Source organism: Acaricomes phytoseiuli DSM 14247, from assembly GCF_000376245.1.
GTDB lineage: Bacteria > Actinomycetota > Actinomycetes > Actinomycetales > Micrococcaceae > Renibacterium > Renibacterium phytoseiuli.
Genome location: NZ_AQXM01000042.1, coordinates 1 through 15,121 on the forward strand (window position 1 = coordinate 1; position 15,121 = coordinate 15,121).

Sequence of the window (15,121 nt, forward strand, 5' to 3'; positions counted from 1 at the left end):
GATCCGCTTGTTCGCCTCGCGGAGCTGCTTACGCTCGTCCTCGGTCAGGCCCGGCACGCGCCCGTCTTCGATGTTTGCTTTCTTCAGCCAGTTGAACAACGAGGCTTCGGAAATCCCGAAGTCTCTCGCAATCTGCGATAACGGGGCCCGGGCTTTACGGGCCACAGCCACGACATCGTCACGGAACTCTTTCGGATAGGGCTTGGGCAAGAGATACATCCTTCCAGCGAGGACGAATCCTCACAGATCAGATGTCAACCAAACCCGGGGCAGACCCGGCCTCTGTATCGCAGCGCCTGGAGGCCCTTTTGCTTCCATGTGAGTTTCTGTATAGAACCCGTACATGTTCTGCCAGGCGGTACTTTTGGTATTGAAAATGTCACTATGGGCAGCTTTCCCTGAAAGGAGCGCTCCGTGAGGGCGTTGGCTGTTCTCGACGAAGCCGGTCTCCAAGGAGGTAATTCCCGGGCTATTTTTGGGTCTCCGCCGTGGATGCCACTTTGCTGCGATATCCAGATCGGATCTCCTGGGGCGGTCATCTGGTAATACTTGGTGCTGGCGGCCTTCGGGAAATCATAGGTCGAGTCCACCCCGGGGCCCATACCAGCGGGAGCGATGTACAGTGCGCGGTTCACATTCATGCCCAGTTTCTGGGCTTCACCTAATATGGAACCGCCGTAACTGTATCCGCTGGCCGCGATTTTCGCCGTGGGAGTGGCAGCGGTCAAGGCATCATTGAACCGGTGCAACCGAGAGCCGAGCTCCTGAGCATAAGAAGTATCACCAGCGCTTTTCTCCAGAGCGATACCGTCCATGAACGGTATACCCTGCGGAAACTCGCCCCCAGCCCACGAAATCATCGCAACATCCGGCCAGGGCGAACCCTCTTTCACGCGCTCAATGGCTCGTTCCATCATTGACTTTGCCTGGTTATTTGAGACTCCAGGGAAGTTGGCCATATTTGTTGTTGTGCCAGGAACAGCAAGGCCAATCTGTTCAGCGCTTTCCGGATCGCCCCAGACCTCGGCAATAGCACCGGGGCCTTCATCGGAGAAAATCAGAATCTGATGCCCGGTTCTCATCTCAATCCGACCATCCGGACCAAGGGTGGGCCTGCCGTCTGAGCCCACCGCATATGTAGGCGTCTTCTCAGTGAGATAAGCCCAATAGTTATCGATGGCCTGGTTGTTATCAGTTATGGCTTTCTCAGCTGCGGCCAGGCTCTCTTTGGCCTTCCTGAGCTCTCCGAAGAAAGGATTATCCGACAAGCTGCCGAGCTTCGGCCTGCCGTTCGCTAGCCAATAATCGTACTTCTTCTGAATCTCCTCGAGCTTTCCGCGGGCATCTTTGATGGCTTGGTTCAGCTCGGGCTGCCGGGCTTTGCGACCGGCAACGGCCGCTGCAATATTGATTTCATTACCCGCGTACCGGGCTTTGAAGGGTACGCCGTCTAAGTTACCTAGCCCCGGGAAGAGATAAGCGAGTTTGATGGCCTGCGCTGTGGAGAGCGCGCCGAAAAGCTTAGTGAGCTGCGCGCGCCGGTCCAGCGTTGCCGGGGTGGCGGCAAGGCCGGCCAGGGCGGTGATAATCGCCGCATCTATGCCTTCGACTTGATCTCCGGGCCGGGGGAGAGTCCCCGTGAGAAGGGCGGCCAGCTTCCCGCTGCTGTCCTTCATGAACAGCTCTTTGAACTGGTCATTGCTCAGCCCGAGCAGGGTCGCGCGGATCAGGGCCCGGCCGAAGGTCTCCGGGATCACACCATCACCGCTGTTGACCGCTGGCGGGAACTCCCTCGGTAACGCAGTCTCGGCCGCGCGCATCCCGCCCATGGCTTCGGAATCCAGGGCGCGTCTCCTGGCTGCGCATTCCTCCCGCTGTCCCTGAGCTTCTGCGAGCATTCTCTGTGCGGCTATCACCATGGATTCGGCATCGACTAGCTGGTGACGAATGCTGCTGTACAGGAAGAGGTTTGTTTCGACAGCACTGGCTGGGTTCACCGCGAGCCAGGTACTCCGGTCGTTCACCACTGCCTGGTTGGTCTCCAAGGTGAAGTTCCAGGACGCCTCAGTCTGCCGGACCTCATCCATCACGGTCCGCAACCCGGCCAAGCCTTCGTGATAGCTGCTCAGCGTGCCTTGAGCTCGTTGATAAGCAGCCCGGCAAGCCAGCAGAACATCGATGATTGACGTGACTCCTGCTTTCCAGCTCTCAGCGGCTTCGCCTTGCCAGTCGGAGCCGATCCCATCAAGTAGTCTTTGCGCACCTTGGCCTACTCGATCAGTTTCAGCGGACCGGCTCTCGCACCAATCGCGCTGCGAGGAGACATTGGCCAGATTGGCAGCATCCGGCTCAAGGTCAGTCCACTGCATCGTGGCCTCCATCCTCTGAGTCGGTTCTGCAGTGCGCCCAGATTTCGTGATGCTCACCTGCTGGTGTGCTGTTGCCTGATCACTGGACAGGAACTGCGGCAATTACACATTTCAATGTAATTATTACTGCTTCTAGAGTAATGTGGCTTGTCGGATTTTCGCAATACTCGCGTTGAATTTTCCGGAAGCTTACCGGTGGTTATTGCGGTCTGTGCTAGCCGGCCCGATGGTGATCAGTCGCCCAGGCCCCGGGCGGCCAGCGCCTCCGCAGTGGATTCGGCGATTCCCACCGCCGCTACTGCGGTGGGAATCGCATGGGCTCGGAGAGAGCGCTCCAGCCCCCTGGCCCGCGCCGCCTCGCGTACATTGGCATAAGCCCCCAGGAGCATGGGAATGCTCCGGAACATGAGGCTCGTGGTGAGGGCGAGGCGTTCCGGGTCCACGCCCAGGCGGTGCAGACCGGTAGCGCGCGTCAGCGAGGCGATGCTGTCAAGCATCTCGGCCACCGGGGTGGTCAGGCTGAGCAGAGCCGCGGCGTAAACACAGCTGAGCAGCACAGTGACCAATTGTGCTGCGTTCTCCAGGCCGTTCCACTGACCCTGCATGATGCCGCCGGCCCAGAGCTGATAGCCGGAAAGCGCCAGTAGCACAGGCCAGAGCAATGCGAGCGGCCCCCAGAGCATGCGCAGGGGCAGCCCGCTGAGCGGGTAACAGGCCAGAATCAGCGCGAGCAGCACCGACAGCGGAGCCCAGGCCGGCTGGAACATCAGGGGCAGCACGGTGCACAGCAACCCGATGAGGAACATCCCGAGCAGCTTCACGGGATATCCCGCGCGATGCAGCGGGGAATCCCCGGGCAGATACCGCCCGATCAAGACGTTATGCCCGCGCATCGCGGTGCTGCTCCTGCCCGGCGAAGCTTGTGTGCTGCTCCCGGTGGTACTGGTAGTACTGGCTGATCCCGGGGCCCGGCGGGCCGTCATAGACAACGCCGCCGTTGCAGACCCAGAGCAGCCTATCGGCCTCAGCGGCCAGCTCCAGGTCATGTGTGGCGACGATGATCTGCAGCTCTGCACTGAGTTGTTCGAGAGTGCGGCGGAGTCTGAGCGTATTACCCAGGTCGAGGAGCGTCGTGGGCTCGTCCAGCACCAGGACCCGGGGTGAGACGGCGAGCACGCTTGCTAGGGCGACGAGCTGGCGCTCCCCGCCGGAGAGCGCGTAGACGCTCTGCTCGGCATGTGCATCGAGGCCGAACTTCGACAACCAGTGCTCTGCGGCCGCCCGGCGCTCGGCTCGTTGCGGGTGGCTGCGTCGCAGTGAGAGCTCCAGGTCTTCACGCGGGGTGGGCATCACCAGCTGAGACAGCGGATCAGTGAACATGAAGCCGACCATGCGTCGGACCGCCGCCCCCTGTGTCACGGTATCCATACCTTCTACCGTGACGCTGCCCGTACTGGGTCGGATGAGGCCGTTGATGAGCCGAAGCAGGGTGGACTTCCCTGAACCGTTGGCACCGATCACGCTGATCCTGGCTTCAGCCAGGGTCAGGCTCGTCGCCGCCAGGATCTGCTTCTGGGCAGCTGCGGAGGGTGTGCCCGGCGGATTCTCCGCGGACACCGAGGCGGCGTGGAACCGAACGCTCATACTCTGCTTTCGGCGCTTTGGGTGTGTTCTGCGCGATTTGCACCACGATCCGCGCCCCGGCGGGGTATGCGGGCCGGCAAAGCGGGGAACGCGCGATGCAGGCTCAGTGCGATGAGCACCGCCAGGGCTGCTTTCACCAGGTCTCCCGGAATGAACACGATATCGGCGGCTATTGCCGCTTCGGGGGAGAGCCTTCCATTGATCATCATGCCGACTATTCCCACAGCATGATTGAGCAGTAGCCCGGTCAGAGCGGCGAGGCCGAACCAAGAGCCGAGCGCGGCCTGACTGCGGCTGTGCCGGAGCCCGAAGGAGGCAACCGCTCCGATCACTGCGGCAACCAGGACGAAACTCAGCAGGTAGCCCGCGCTGGGGCCGGCCAATACCGCGATGCCGCCGCGGAACCCGGCGAAAACCGGCAGCCCCAGCAGGCCGAGAACGACGTACAGGCCAACTGCGGCAGATGCCCGCCCTGCGCCCAGGAGCAATCCAGTCAGAGTGATCACCAGGGTCTGCAGCGTGAGCGGCACGCTCAGCATATTGCCGATCTGGATCGGCGGGACGACGGAGACGACTACCAGGAAAGCAGCGAACATCGCGATCAAGGAAAGATCGCGTGCACCCCAGCGGTGCTCTGAACTGTTTTTCACGAAGCCTCCCGGTGAAGAGCGCGGACGGTGGGCTGGTGCCCGGATCGCCTCGAGTCTACCGCGTAGCCTGCGCGCAGCAGCAGGCTGCAGTCCTGCGCTGGTCCTGCCGGTAGACTAGAGAGGTTTGCGTTAGCCGATATGACCCGAAGGAATCTCATGATCTCTGTCCAGAACCTTGAGCTGCGAGCTGGTGCGCGGCTGCTCATGGACGAGGTGAGCTTCCGCGTCGATAAAGGCGACAAGATCGGCTTGGTGGGCCGTAACGGCGCCGGGAAGACGACCCTGACCAAGGTCCTGGCGGGGGAAGCGCAGCCGGCTGCGGGCACCGTGACGCGTGGTGGTGAGGTAGGTTATCTGCCGCAGGATCCGCGGACCCCGGACATGGAGCAGCTGGCCCGGGACCGGATCCTGGCTGCCCGAGGCCTGGACCGGGTCACCGCCCAGCTGCGGCAGGCTGAGATCGAGATGGCCTCCGATCAAGACTCTGTCCGGGACCGCGCGATGGCCCGGTACAGCCGGCTCGAGCAGGAGTTCCTGGCGCACGGCGGCTATGCCGCAGAGGCCGAAGCAGCGTCGATTTCCTCCAATCTGGCGCTTCCGCAACGCATCCTCGAGCAGCCGCTGCGCACGCTCTCCGGTGGCCAGCGGCGTCGCGTGGAGCTGGCCCGGATCCTGTTCTCCGGCGCGGAGACGATGCTGTTGGACGAGCCGACGAATCACCTGGACGCGGATTCTATCGCCTGGCTGCGCGACTTCCTGAAATCGCACCAGGGCGGCTTGATCGTGATCAGCCACGATGTGGAACTGCTAGAGGCCACGGTCAACAAAGTCTTCCACCTGGACGCCAATAGATCGGTGATCGATCAGTACAACCTGGGCTGGAAGAAGTATCTGCAGCAGCGTGAAACCGACGAGCGCGCCCGGAAGCGGGAGCGGGCGAACGTCGAGAAGAAAGCCGGAGTGCTGCTCACACAGGCGGATAAGATGCGCGCCAAAGCCAGCAAAGCCGTGGCCGCCCAAAATATGGCCCGTCGAGCTGAGCGGATGCTGGCCGGGCTGGCCGATGAGCGTCAGGCGGACAAAGTCGCCGCGCTGCGCTTCCCGGAACCCTCGCCCTGCGGCAAAACACCCCTGACGGCTGAGGGCCTGAGCAAATCGTATGGCTCGCTGGAGATATTCACCGATGTCGACCTCGCCATCGACCGAGGCTCTAAAGTGGTCGTGCTGGGGCTCAACGGTGCGGGTAAGACCACTCTGTTGCGCATGCTGGCGGGTTTCAGCGAACCGGATACCGGTTCGATCCTGCCTGGGCACGGCCTGAAAGTGGGGTATTACGCACAGGAGCACGAGACGCTGGATGTCTCCCGGACGGTTCTGGAGAATATGCGCTCAACGGCACCGGCGAGCCTGACCGACACCCAGATCCGCAATATCCTCGGCTCCTTCCTCTTCAGCGGGGAAGACGTGGATAAACCCGCGGGTGTGCTCTCCGGCGGGGAGAAGACGCGGCTGGCGCTTGCCACCATCGTCGCCTCCAGCGCCAACGTCCTGCTGCTCGATGAGCCGACGAACAACCTTGACCCGGCCAGCCGGGACGAGATCCTCGGTGCGCTGCGGAACTACACCGGCGCTGTGGTTCTGGTGAGTCACGATGAAGGGGCAGCGGCGGCGCTCAACCCGGAACGGGTTCTGCTGCTTCCGGATGGTGCCGAAGACCTCTGGAACGACGAGTACCTGGACCTCATCAGCCTGGCCTAACGGAACATCAGCTTGACCTAACGGAACGCAGTCAAAACCGGACCAGGAGCAGTAGCCGCGTCAGGTCACATTGCTGTTGCGGCGGCGTTCCGGCTGAACCACAGAGGTGCCGCTGGTGTACCCCTGAGCGTCGAGCAGGGCGTCCTCTTCATCTTCGGACGTGGGTTTGCTACCTGGCCGGTGATGACGGCGCTGAGCCGTGCGTCGGGCCGCTGCGGCCGCCCGTGCTGCCGGGCTGTGCCCTAGATCGGCGTCGTCATCGGGGCCGCCTGGGCCCGCCGCGCTATCGGGGCCGCCGAGGATGTCGAGCTCGGCATCCTCGCGGTTGATCCTGGCCTGCTGCCTGGCGATATAGCCGAAGCCTACGAAGAACAGCACCCCGAAGGCGTACCACTGCATCGAATAGGAGAGGTTGGCGCCTTCGTTGACACTCGGTTTGGCGAAAGGCTCCGGATTCTGCGTAGCAGCCGGCTGTTCCTCGGCCATCTGCAGATAACTGCCCGTGAAGATTGGGTAGCCCAGTTCCTGCTCATACGCCGGGAGGTTGATTGAGGCGATTTGGCCCTCCGGTGCGCCTCGCTGCAGTACCGGCTCGCTTGAGCGAAGTCGCCCGAGCAGGGTGATCTGCCCGGAAGCCGGTTGCGGCACAACATCCGGCCGGCCCGACTCCCGTTCGCCGATCGGCAGCCAGCCGCGGTCGATGATCACAATTTCCCCGGTGGTCAGGCGGAAGGGAACCACTACTTCATAGCCGGGCTGCCCGTTAGAGGGCCGATTGCGCACCACTCGCTGATCCTCGGTGAGATATTCACCGGTCAGCTTGATCGGTGTCCATTCCCGATTGCGGTCGAAACTCTCCAGCCAGGGCCTGGCCTGGCTGAGCTCCACGGGATCAGCCGAATAGTTACTGTTGATCCGGGTGATGTTGGCGACGACTTCATTGCGCCGCTCCATCTGCCACATGCCCAGGCTCACGCAGACGGTGGCGAAGAACGCGGTCAGGGCAAGATAGCCCAGCCAGCGTTTCGTCAGCAGGAATCTGTACATCAGTGCGTTGTGCCTTCGCCGTTGCCAGGGGTGGCCCTAGAAGTATCGGGAATATTGTTTCTAGAGCCTGAACTATCGACACTATCGAGCGGTAGCGTCTGGCGCCAAAACCCGCGCAACCCGAGGTAGTCTTCCAGCCACTGACGGTGCTCGGAGCAGGCGAGCCAGATTTTGCGCCGCTCTGGCGTATGTAGCCGGGGGTTGTTCCAGAGGATCTGCCACTGACCATCGTGTCGGCAGCCCTTACGAGAGCAGCGCGGCGATTCGCCGTCCAGATCTTGCCCAGGAGTACCGCCCAGGCTGTCGAGAAAGCTCATGTAGGGCTTCCAGCAGGCCGTTGTTCCCCGGTTTCTTCGGGCTCGTCCGGGACCACTTCGCCCTGCAGCAGAGTCTGAGCGGCGGTGGGTTCCTGGTCTACGTGCTCCGAAGCCGGATCTACAGAATCACGACTGTCAGCGATCTCATCCTGCGGGGCCTGAGTGAGCAGGGCATTCTGGTCCGGCCGAACGGTATCGCCCCCGCCGTTGGCGATGATCACGGCGAACCAGGGCAGGAAGACTGCGCCCGCAATCGGAACCAGCTTCCACAACCCATCGACGAAGAACATCGCGAAGAGGCACACCATGCGGATACCCATGGCGATGGAGTACTTGACGAGGCGGCGGTGTATATCGTCGCTGTGCGAGGTATGCGCGGTGGTAATGTTCTGCACATCTTCCCGGGATCGCCCCCAGGTTTTCCCGGCGTGGCCGGGCGCGGCAGGGTCTGCCGGATCTGCTTTGCTCACGATGCCTGTTCTGACTTGTTCGATGCGGCGCGCTCACGTCGCCTGAGGTTTCAGCCTCCCCTTCAGCGTTGCATAGAAAACCTGGAGAAAACTTAGCGGAAACCGGATATTGATATTCTCGCACCGCGGCAGGGGATGGACAACCGGGCCGGCACCATCGCGCGCCCGCTGACCGTGCTTCCGCTGCTATGCCATGATGCGCGGTAGGATTCAAGGCGATGCCGCAGAAGATGAAACCCCGAAGAAACTGCACCCGCGCAGATGCGAGCAGATGTGAGAGGCCTTGATGACTGACCATACGCCGGCTGCCGAAGCCGTCCCCACTGAACCCGAATCCGGCCAAGCCGCCCAGCCCGCTCAGCAGCCGCGCAGCGTCCTCATCACCGGGGGCAACCGCGGGATCGGCCTGGCTATCGCGAAGGCTTTCGCCGCCAACGGCGATAAAGTGGCGGTCACCTACCGCTCCGAGGTCCAGCTGCCCGAGGGCATCCTGGGCGTCCGCGCGGATGTCACGGATGAAGTCAGTCTTGACGCGGCGTTCAGTGAAGTCGAGGCCACTCACGGGCCGGTGGAGATCCTCGTGGCCAACGCCGGTATCACCAAGGACACGCTTCTGCTGCGGATGAGCGAAGATGATTTCACCTCTGTGCTCGATACGAACCTCACCGGGGCCTTCCGCGTGCTGAAGCGAGCCATCAAGGGCATGATCCGGATGCGAAAGGGCCGGGTCATCTTCATTTCCTCGGTGAGCGGCCACTACGGCGCCCCCGGGCAGGTCAATTACTCCGCGTCCAAAGCCGGTTTGATCGGCATCGCGCGTTCGCTGACCCGTGAGCTGGGCTCTCGGAACATCACCGCGAATGTGGTGACACCGGGCTTCGTCGTCACCGATATGAGCGGCCAGCTGCCGGAGGAGACGCAGAAGCAGTACCTTGCCTCAGTCCCGGCAGGGCGCTTCGCCGAGGCGGAAGAGATCGCCGCAGTGGTGCGCTGGCTGGCCGGGCCGGAGGCGGCCTACATCTCGGGGGCCGTGATCCCAGTGGACGGCGGCCTGGGCATGGGCCACTAGTCGGGCCCGATAAGAGCAAGCAGCGGAGCAGCAGTAGAACTGATAGGAGCAGTCGCAGATGGCGCAGCAGGAAAGCCTTGCCGGTAAAACGGTGATCGTGACCGGATCATCACGGGGGATCGGTGCGGATGTAGCGAAGAACCTCGCCGAGCAGGGGGCCGCAGTAGTGGTCAACTACCGGCAGAAAGCCCCCCGGGCGGAAAAAGTCGTCAAGGACATCGAGGCCGCCGGTGGCAAAGCCGTGGCGGTCGGTGCGGATCTCACCGCAGAAGCCGATGTCCAGGGCCTCGTGGATGCCGCGGTGCAGAACTTCGGCGGTCTGGATCTGCTGGTGCTCAACGCTTCGGGCGGCATGGAGACTGCAATGGGCGAAGACTACGCCATGCGATTGAACCGCGATGCTCAGGTGTCCATGCTGCGCGCCGCGGCGAAGGCCATGCCGCGCGGATCCCGAGTGGTCTTCGTGACGAGTCACCAGGCGCATTTCATCGATACCGTCCCCACGATGGACGCCTATGAGCCGGTGGCCCGGAGCAAGCGGGCGGGGGAAGACGCGATCCGCGAGCAGATCCCGGCGCTTACCGAGCAGGGCATCGACGTGGTGGTGGTCTCCGGCGACATGATCGAGGGGACGATCACCGCGACGCTCCTGAACCGTGCGGAGCCGGGCGCTATCGAAGCCCGCCGGGCGGACGCCGGCAAGCTCTACAGTGTTGCGGAATTCGCCGCTGAAGTCTCCCGGATGGCCACCGCGGAGGTGCCTACAGGCCACACCGAGCTGGTCGGCGGAGCGGAATCCTTCCTCAGCGCCGGCTGAGTTCCGTTCCGCTGAGCGGCAGCGCGAGGTCCAGCCGGTTGATGGCGGCATCTGCTGCCGCGCGTACCGCGGGCTTGGCCCGGTAGGCAAGACTCAGCCCGGCGGCGGCGAGCATATCCAGATCGTTGGCACCATCACCGATCGCTATCGTCGCGTGCACGGGAACATCGAAGTCCTCTGCCCAATGGTGCAGCTTCGTCGCTTTCATGGTCTTGTCCACAACGGTGCCATTGACCGTTCCGGTGAGTTTTCCCTCCTGGACACCAAGGTCATTAGCAAGAGCTGCATCAAGGTTCCAGGATTCGGCAAGGGGCTCGAGAATCTGCTGAAAGCCTCCCGAGACAGCGGCCACTCGGTGGCCTGCAGCGTGGGCTCCGGAGATGAGCTCCTGAGCGCCTGGGGAAAGCCGGACGAGGTCCCGGACTTCGCGCAGAACCGACACCGGCAGGCCGGCGAGCTGCGCCACCCGTGATCGCAGGCTCTGCTCGAAGTCGGGCTCCCCGCGCATGGCTGCTTCTGTGACTTCGCGGACTTCGGCCTCTTTTCCGGCGAATCGGGCCAGCAGTTCGATGACTTCCTGTTCGATGAGGGTGGAATCGACATCCAGGATGAAGAGTTTGCGCTCCGCGCTCAGCAGTGACCACGGAACCTCGACGATCTCGATGTCCGCAGGGATTCGGGGCGATGGGGGATCGAGTGAGCCGGGGCCCGCCGAGGAGGCTGACCATACGGTGATCTCACCCAAGGTTCCAGAATGCTCCGCGGAGGAGCCCAAGAGCGCTGCGGCGGCCTCCCGGTCCAGGCCAGGGCCATAGCAGAAGGTGCGGGAAGCGCTCTGGTGCATGCAGTTCAGTCTAGTCAGACTAAGGGGCCCGGAAGTGGTCTGGAAGTGGTCCGGCTCTGTCGCGTTTCGCACTCGGCCCACTTGGTAGCTAAGGTCTAGTGCTATGGGCGATGTTCTGGAATTATCCGCGGTGCGCGTGGAACGCGGCGGGAAGGCTCTGCTGGATGATCTCTCGTGGAGCGTCGGCGACGATGAGCGCTGGGTGATCCTGGGCCCCAATGGTGCGGGTAAGACCACATTGCTGCAGCTCGCCGCAGCCCGTATGCATCCCACCTCCGGGGTCGCGGGGATCCTCGATGAAGTGCTCGGCGCCGTGGATGTCTTCGAACTGCGGCCCAGGATCGGGCTGGTCTCCGCCTGGCTGGCCCAGCAGATCCCGGAGCACGAAACCGTTCTCAATGCCGTCGTCACAGCCGCTTACGGGGTGACCGGACGCTGGCGGGAGGAGTACGAGCGCGACGATGAGCGCCGTGCTTTCCAGCTGCTCGGCGACTGGGGGATGGGAACTTTCCTGAACCGGCCCTTCGGTTCGCTCAGCGAGGGTGAGCGCAAACGTGTACAGATCGCCCGGGCATTGATGACAGACCCTGAACTGCTGCTTCTCGATGAGCCCGCGGCGAGCCTCGATCTCGCCGGACGGGAGCGCCTGATTGCCCGGCTCAGCGAGCTCGCCCGGGACGCCCTGGCCCCGGCGATGGTCATCGTGACCCACCATGTTGAGGAAGTGCCTCCCGGATTCACCCATGCCATGCTCATGCGCGATGGTGCTGTGGTTGCCCAGGGGAAGCTCGCCGAGGTGCTGACCGAGGAGAATCTCTCCGAGACTTTCGGAATGCCTTTGCGGCTCAGCGAGCGCGAAGGGCGTTATAGCGCCGTGGCCCGAGCCTGACCTCCAGATGACCAGCATCAGCGTGGATTGGCTTGGCGGTCTAGAGCTCTGGCAAGTCCTTCTCATCGCTTTAGCCGGCCTCTGGGCGGGTGCGATCAATACGGTGGTCGGCTCAGGCACCTTCGTGACCTTCCCGACGTTGCTCGCACTCGTATACCCGCCGGTGACCGCTGCGATCTCGAATGCCATGGGCCTGGTCGCGGGCAATGCTTCTGGGGCCTGGGGGTACCGTTCGCAGCTCAAAGGCTACGGCCGCCAAGTGCGCAGGCTCTTGCCGGCCTCTTTGCTCGGCGGCGTGCTCGGGGCAATGCTCCTGCTGAATCTCTCCGCCAGCGTCTTCCAAACCGTCGCGCCGGTGCTGATCGTGATCGCCCTGCTGCTGATTATCTTCCAGCCGAGGCTGCAGCGATGGGTTGCGGCAAGGCGGCAGCGCGGTCAGTCGGACGGTATTCAGCCTGATGCTGTTCGGCCTGCGCAGAATAGCGGTAACGGCGGAATGGTTGCTGCTGGTGCTGCCGGGCTGCTGCTCACCGTGCTGGTCTTCCTCACGGGGGTCTACGGCGGGTATTTCGTGGCAGCTCAGGGGATCATCCTGGTGGGGATTCTGGGCATCTTCCTCAACGGGACGATGCAGAGCGCTAATGCCATGAAGAACGTCCTGGTGCTGGGCGTCAATATAGTAGCCGCCTGCTCCTACCTGATTTTTGCCTTTGATCGGATTGCCTGGCCGGTGGTCGCGATCATCGCCGTGTCCTCATTGCTCGGAGGTTACATCGGTTCGAAAATCGGCCAGAGGCTATCTCCGGTGGTTCTGCGCGGTGCCATCGTGGTGCTCGGGCTCGTGGCGCTGTACTTCATGATCGCCGGGCAACGATGAGTGACCCGCAGCTCATCCGTCTGGAGCGTTCCGATGACCCGCGGGTCGCCGATTACACCCGGCTCAGCGACTCCCGCCTGCGACAGCTGCTGGAGCCCGAACACGGGATGTACATCGCGGAGAGCTCGCTCGTGCTGCGCCGGGCTCTGGCCGCCGGCCATCAGCCGAGATCCTTCTTCCTGGCTGAGAAGTGGCTGGACAGCCTGGCCGATGTCTTCGCCGCCCACCCGCACGTGCCGGTTTTCTGCGGCTCAGATGAGCTGCTGGAAGAGATCACCGGATTCCACCTGCATCGGGGCGCGCTTGCCGCGATGCATCGTCCGATGCCCCGGGACTACCGGGAGCTGCTTCAAGGGGCCCGCAGAGTAGCGGTGCTGGAAGACATCGTGGACCATACGAATCTCGGCGCGATCTTCCGTAATGCGGCAGCTCTGGGAATGGACGCGGTGCTGCTGAGTCCGCGCTGCGCCGATCCGCTGTACCGACGCAGCATCCGCGTCAGCATGGGCACGGTCTTCCAGGTGCCCTGGGCCCGGATCGAGCCGTGGCCCGAGGCCTTGGCTCTGCTGCGCCATAACGGTTTCGACCTTGCCGCCCTGGCGCTGACCGAGGATGCGCAGAGCCTCGAAGAATTCAGCAGGGATCTTCCGGAGCGCCTGGCCCTGCTGTTCGGCACAGAGGGCCCGGGGTTGAGTTCCGCGGCTCTGGGGGAGGCTTCCCGGAAAGTAGTCATCCCAATGGCCGGGGGTGTCGATTCGCTCAATGTCGCCTCGGCGTCAGCTATTGCATTCTGGTCTACAAACAGAGGGCCGGTGCAGTGAAGGGTTGCGGCGGGCAGTGAATCATAAGCCGTGGTTCATGCGGCGCTTGAGACCTGGATCAGGGTTTCAGCCGCGCGGCGGGCCTGGCCCGCGGATTCCGCGGTCCCGCTGATCGCGGCTGTGGTTTGTGCGCCCTCGGCCAGGATGGCCAGCTGGGCCGCGAGTTCCTCGCTGCCGCCGGCCTCGGCGACCAGTCGTGACAAGTACCCCTGGAACGATTGCTTGTGTAGCCGGGCGACTTCGGCGACCGCGGGGGAGACGGCACCCAGTTCCCCGAAGGCGTTGATGAATCCGCAGCCCCGGAAGGAATCGGTGGCGAACCACTCGGCGAGGTAGTCGTAGACGGCGAGCAAGCGGGCGCGTAGGGATTCGCCACGATTCACGGCATCCGTGACGCCGTCGGTCCACATTTGGTGCCGATACTGTAGGACCGCTAAGACGATCTCCTCCTTGGAAGAGAAGAGCGTGTATAGGCGCTTCAGGGATACTCCGGAAGCAGCGCGCAGCTCGTCCATTCCCACCGCCTGGATGCCGCGTCCGTAGTAGAGGGCATCCGCGGTTTCAATGATTTGTTCACGTACTTTTCCCTGACTCATACCCCTAGTGTACTTGCGGGAGAACCATCGTTCCCGTTGGGTCTATGGCATAGGAGAACGAACGTTTTCAACATTTATCACGGAAGGGATCGTCATATGCCATTCGTTGCTGTAGGAACCGAGAACTCCAAGCCCATCCACCTGTATGTGGAAGATCACGGTGAGGGGCAGCCCGTCGTGCTCATTCACGGGTATCCGCTGGACGGCTCCTCCTGGGAGAAGCAGACTGCGGCACTCCTGGACGCCGGTTACCGGGTCGTCACGTATGATCGGCGCGGCTTCGGCAAGTCCGATAAGCCCACCACCGGACACGACTACGACACCTACGCCGCTGACCTGAAAGCGGTGCTCGAAGAGCTGGATCTGCGCGATGCGATCCTTGTCGGCTTCTCCATGGGAACCGGCGAGGTCGGCCGTTATCTGAGCAAGTACGGCTCCGACCGGGTGGCGAAAGCAGCTTTCCTCGGCTCACTCGAACCGTTCCTCCTCAAAACCGATGACAACCCGTCGGGAGTCCCGCAGGAAGTCTTCGACGGACTCCTGGAAGCGGTAAAAGAAGACCGCTACGCCTTCTTCACCGATTTCTTCGATGACTTCTTCAACACCAAGGACTACTTGGGTAACAGGCTCAGCGAAGAAGCACTCGCTGCTAATAAGAACCTGGCCTATGCGGCCTCCCCGTACGCTTCCATCTGGGCACAGCCCACTTGGCTCACCGATTTCCGTGCGGCTATCGACGCAATCACGGTGCCATCCCTTATCGTGCACGGCACCGCCGATAATATCCTGCCGATCGACTCGACGGGGCGGGAGTTCACCAAAGCCCTCCCCACTGCCGAATACGTGGAGATCGAAGGAGCCCCGCAAGGTATGCTCTGGACCCACGCCCAAGAGGTCAATGACATTCTCCTGGACTTCCTGGCCAAGTAGCCGCAATCATCCATAAAGCAAGT

Annotated in this window: 17 protein-coding genes; 7 read left to right on the forward strand and 10 right to left on the reverse strand. The window is 62.7% G+C overall.

Going from position 1 to position 15,121, the window contains the following annotated elements; translation table 11 throughout:
• The 5 genes from C501_RS14510 to C501_RS0102435 form a co-directional block, all read right to left on the reverse strand.
• On the reverse strand, positions 1-210 hold a 210-nt coding region (locus C501_RS14510; RefSeq protein WP_026174527.1), incomplete at its 3' end, for a transposase.
• 44 nt (positions 211-254) lie between these two features.
• On the reverse strand, positions 255-2,381 hold the full coding sequence (locus C501_RS0102420) for an alpha/beta hydrolase (RefSeq protein WP_026174528.1): 2,127 nt from the start codon (positions 2,379-2,381) through the stop codon (positions 255-257).
• A 221-nt stretch (positions 2,382-2,602) separates the two neighbouring features.
• Entirely contained in the window at positions 2,603-3,262 is a 660-nt protein-coding gene (locus C501_RS0102425) for an energy-coupling factor transporter transmembrane component T family protein (protein WP_018134039.1), read from the reverse strand.
• Positions 3,249-4,013 carry an energy-coupling factor ABC transporter ATP-binding protein gene (locus C501_RS0102430; protein WP_018134040.1) on the reverse strand — a complete coding sequence of 255 codons (765 nt, stop codon included), beginning with the start codon at positions 4,011-4,013 and terminating at the stop codon, positions 3,249-3,251. The genes C501_RS0102425 and C501_RS0102430 overlap by 14 nt, the downstream gene beginning before the upstream one ends.
• The gene (locus C501_RS0102435) at positions 4,010-4,663 is read right to left on the reverse strand and encodes a biotin transporter BioY (RefSeq protein WP_245532383.1); all 654 of its coding nucleotides are present in this window, start codon (positions 4,661-4,663) and stop codon (positions 4,010-4,012) included. The genes C501_RS0102430 and C501_RS0102435 overlap by 4 nt, the downstream gene beginning before the upstream one ends.
• Positions 4,664-4,819: 156 nt before the next feature.
• Here C501_RS0102435 and C501_RS0102440 point away from each other — a divergent pair, with 156 nt between their 5' ends.
• Positions 4,820-6,421: an ABC-F family ATP-binding cassette domain-containing protein gene (locus C501_RS0102440; RefSeq protein ID WP_018134042.1), complete on the forward strand. Its 1,602-nt coding sequence runs from the start codon at positions 4,820-4,822 to the stop codon at positions 6,419-6,421.
• Positions 6,422-6,481: 60 nt separating this feature from the next.
• Here C501_RS0102440 and C501_RS0102445 read toward each other — a convergent pair whose 3' ends face one another.
• The 3 genes from C501_RS0102445 to C501_RS0102450 are packed head-to-tail and all read right to left on the reverse strand — an operon-like array spanning position 6,482 to position 8,255.
• Positions 6,482-7,468 (reverse strand): SURF1 family cytochrome oxidase biogenesis protein, encoded by a 987-nt coding sequence (locus C501_RS0102445; protein ID WP_018134043.1) that lies wholly within the window; start codon positions 7,466-7,468, stop codon positions 6,482-6,484.
• Positions 7,468-7,785, reverse strand: a complete 318-nt coding sequence (locus C501_RS13850; RefSeq protein ID WP_083906509.1) for a hypothetical protein — start codon at positions 7,783-7,785, stop codon at positions 7,468-7,470. Before C501_RS13850 ends, C501_RS0102445 begins: the two co-directional genes overlap by 1 nt.
• On the reverse strand, positions 7,782-8,255 hold the full coding sequence (locus C501_RS0102450) for a DUF3099 domain-containing protein (protein ID WP_018134044.1): 474 nt from the start codon (positions 8,253-8,255) through the stop codon (positions 7,782-7,784). The genes C501_RS13850 and C501_RS0102450 overlap by 4 nt, the downstream gene beginning before the upstream one ends.
• A 286-nt stretch (positions 8,256-8,541) precedes the next feature.
• Here C501_RS0102450 and C501_RS0102455 point away from each other — a divergent pair, with 286 nt between their 5' ends.
• Positions 8,542-9,324 (forward strand): beta-ketoacyl-ACP reductase, encoded by a 783-nt coding sequence (locus C501_RS0102455; RefSeq protein ID WP_018134045.1) that lies wholly within the window; start codon positions 8,542-8,544, stop codon positions 9,322-9,324.
• Between the two features lie 58 nt (positions 9,325-9,382).
• A complete protein-coding gene (locus C501_RS0102460) occupies positions 9,383-10,141 on the forward strand; it encodes an SDR family oxidoreductase (protein ID WP_018134046.1) in 759 nt (252 codons plus the stop codon).
• On the opposite strand, the gene serB is transcribed toward C501_RS0102460, so the two are convergent.
• Positions 10,128-10,985: a phosphoserine phosphatase SerB gene (serB, locus tag C501_RS12220; RefSeq protein ID WP_018134047.1), complete on the reverse strand. Its 858-nt coding sequence runs from the start codon at positions 10,983-10,985 to the stop codon at positions 10,128-10,130. The two genes, C501_RS0102460 and serB, sit on opposite strands and share 14 nt — an antisense overlap.
• Before the next feature lie 103 nt (positions 10,986-11,088).
• Between serB and C501_RS0102470 the strand changes: the two genes are divergently transcribed.
• From C501_RS0102470 to C501_RS0102480, 3 genes are read left to right on the forward strand one after another with little or no spacing between them, the layout of a single operon-like run.
• The gene (locus tag C501_RS0102470) at positions 11,089-11,874 is read left to right on the forward strand and encodes an ABC transporter ATP-binding protein (protein WP_018134048.1); all 786 of its coding nucleotides are present in this window, start codon (positions 11,089-11,091) and stop codon (positions 11,872-11,874) included.
• A 7-nt stretch (positions 11,875-11,881) separates the two neighbouring features.
• The gene (locus tag C501_RS0102475; protein ID WP_018134049.1) at positions 11,882-12,751 is read left to right on the forward strand and encodes a sulfite exporter TauE/SafE family protein; all 870 of its coding nucleotides are present in this window, start codon (positions 11,882-11,884) and stop codon (positions 12,749-12,751) included.
• Positions 12,748-13,572 carry a TrmH family RNA methyltransferase gene (locus C501_RS0102480; protein ID WP_018134050.1) on the forward strand — a complete coding sequence of 275 codons (825 nt, stop codon included), beginning with the start codon at positions 12,748-12,750 and terminating at the stop codon, positions 13,570-13,572. The genes C501_RS0102475 and C501_RS0102480 overlap by 4 nt, the downstream gene beginning before the upstream one ends.
• Positions 13,573-13,607: 35 nt before the next feature.
• On the opposite strand, the gene C501_RS0102485 is transcribed toward C501_RS0102480, so the two are convergent.
• On the reverse strand, positions 13,608-14,168 hold the full coding sequence (locus C501_RS0102485) for a TetR/AcrR family transcriptional regulator (RefSeq protein WP_018134051.1): 561 nt from the start codon (positions 14,166-14,168) through the stop codon (positions 13,608-13,610).
• A 96-nt stretch (positions 14,169-14,264) separates the two neighbouring features.
• On the opposite strand from C501_RS0102485, the gene C501_RS0102490 reads away from it, so the two are divergent.
• Complete coding sequence (locus C501_RS0102490; RefSeq protein WP_018134052.1) at positions 14,265-15,098, forward strand: alpha/beta fold hydrolase; 834 nt, start codon at positions 14,265-14,267, stop codon at positions 15,096-15,098.
• The last annotated feature ends 23 nt before the right edge of the window (positions 15,099-15,121 follow it).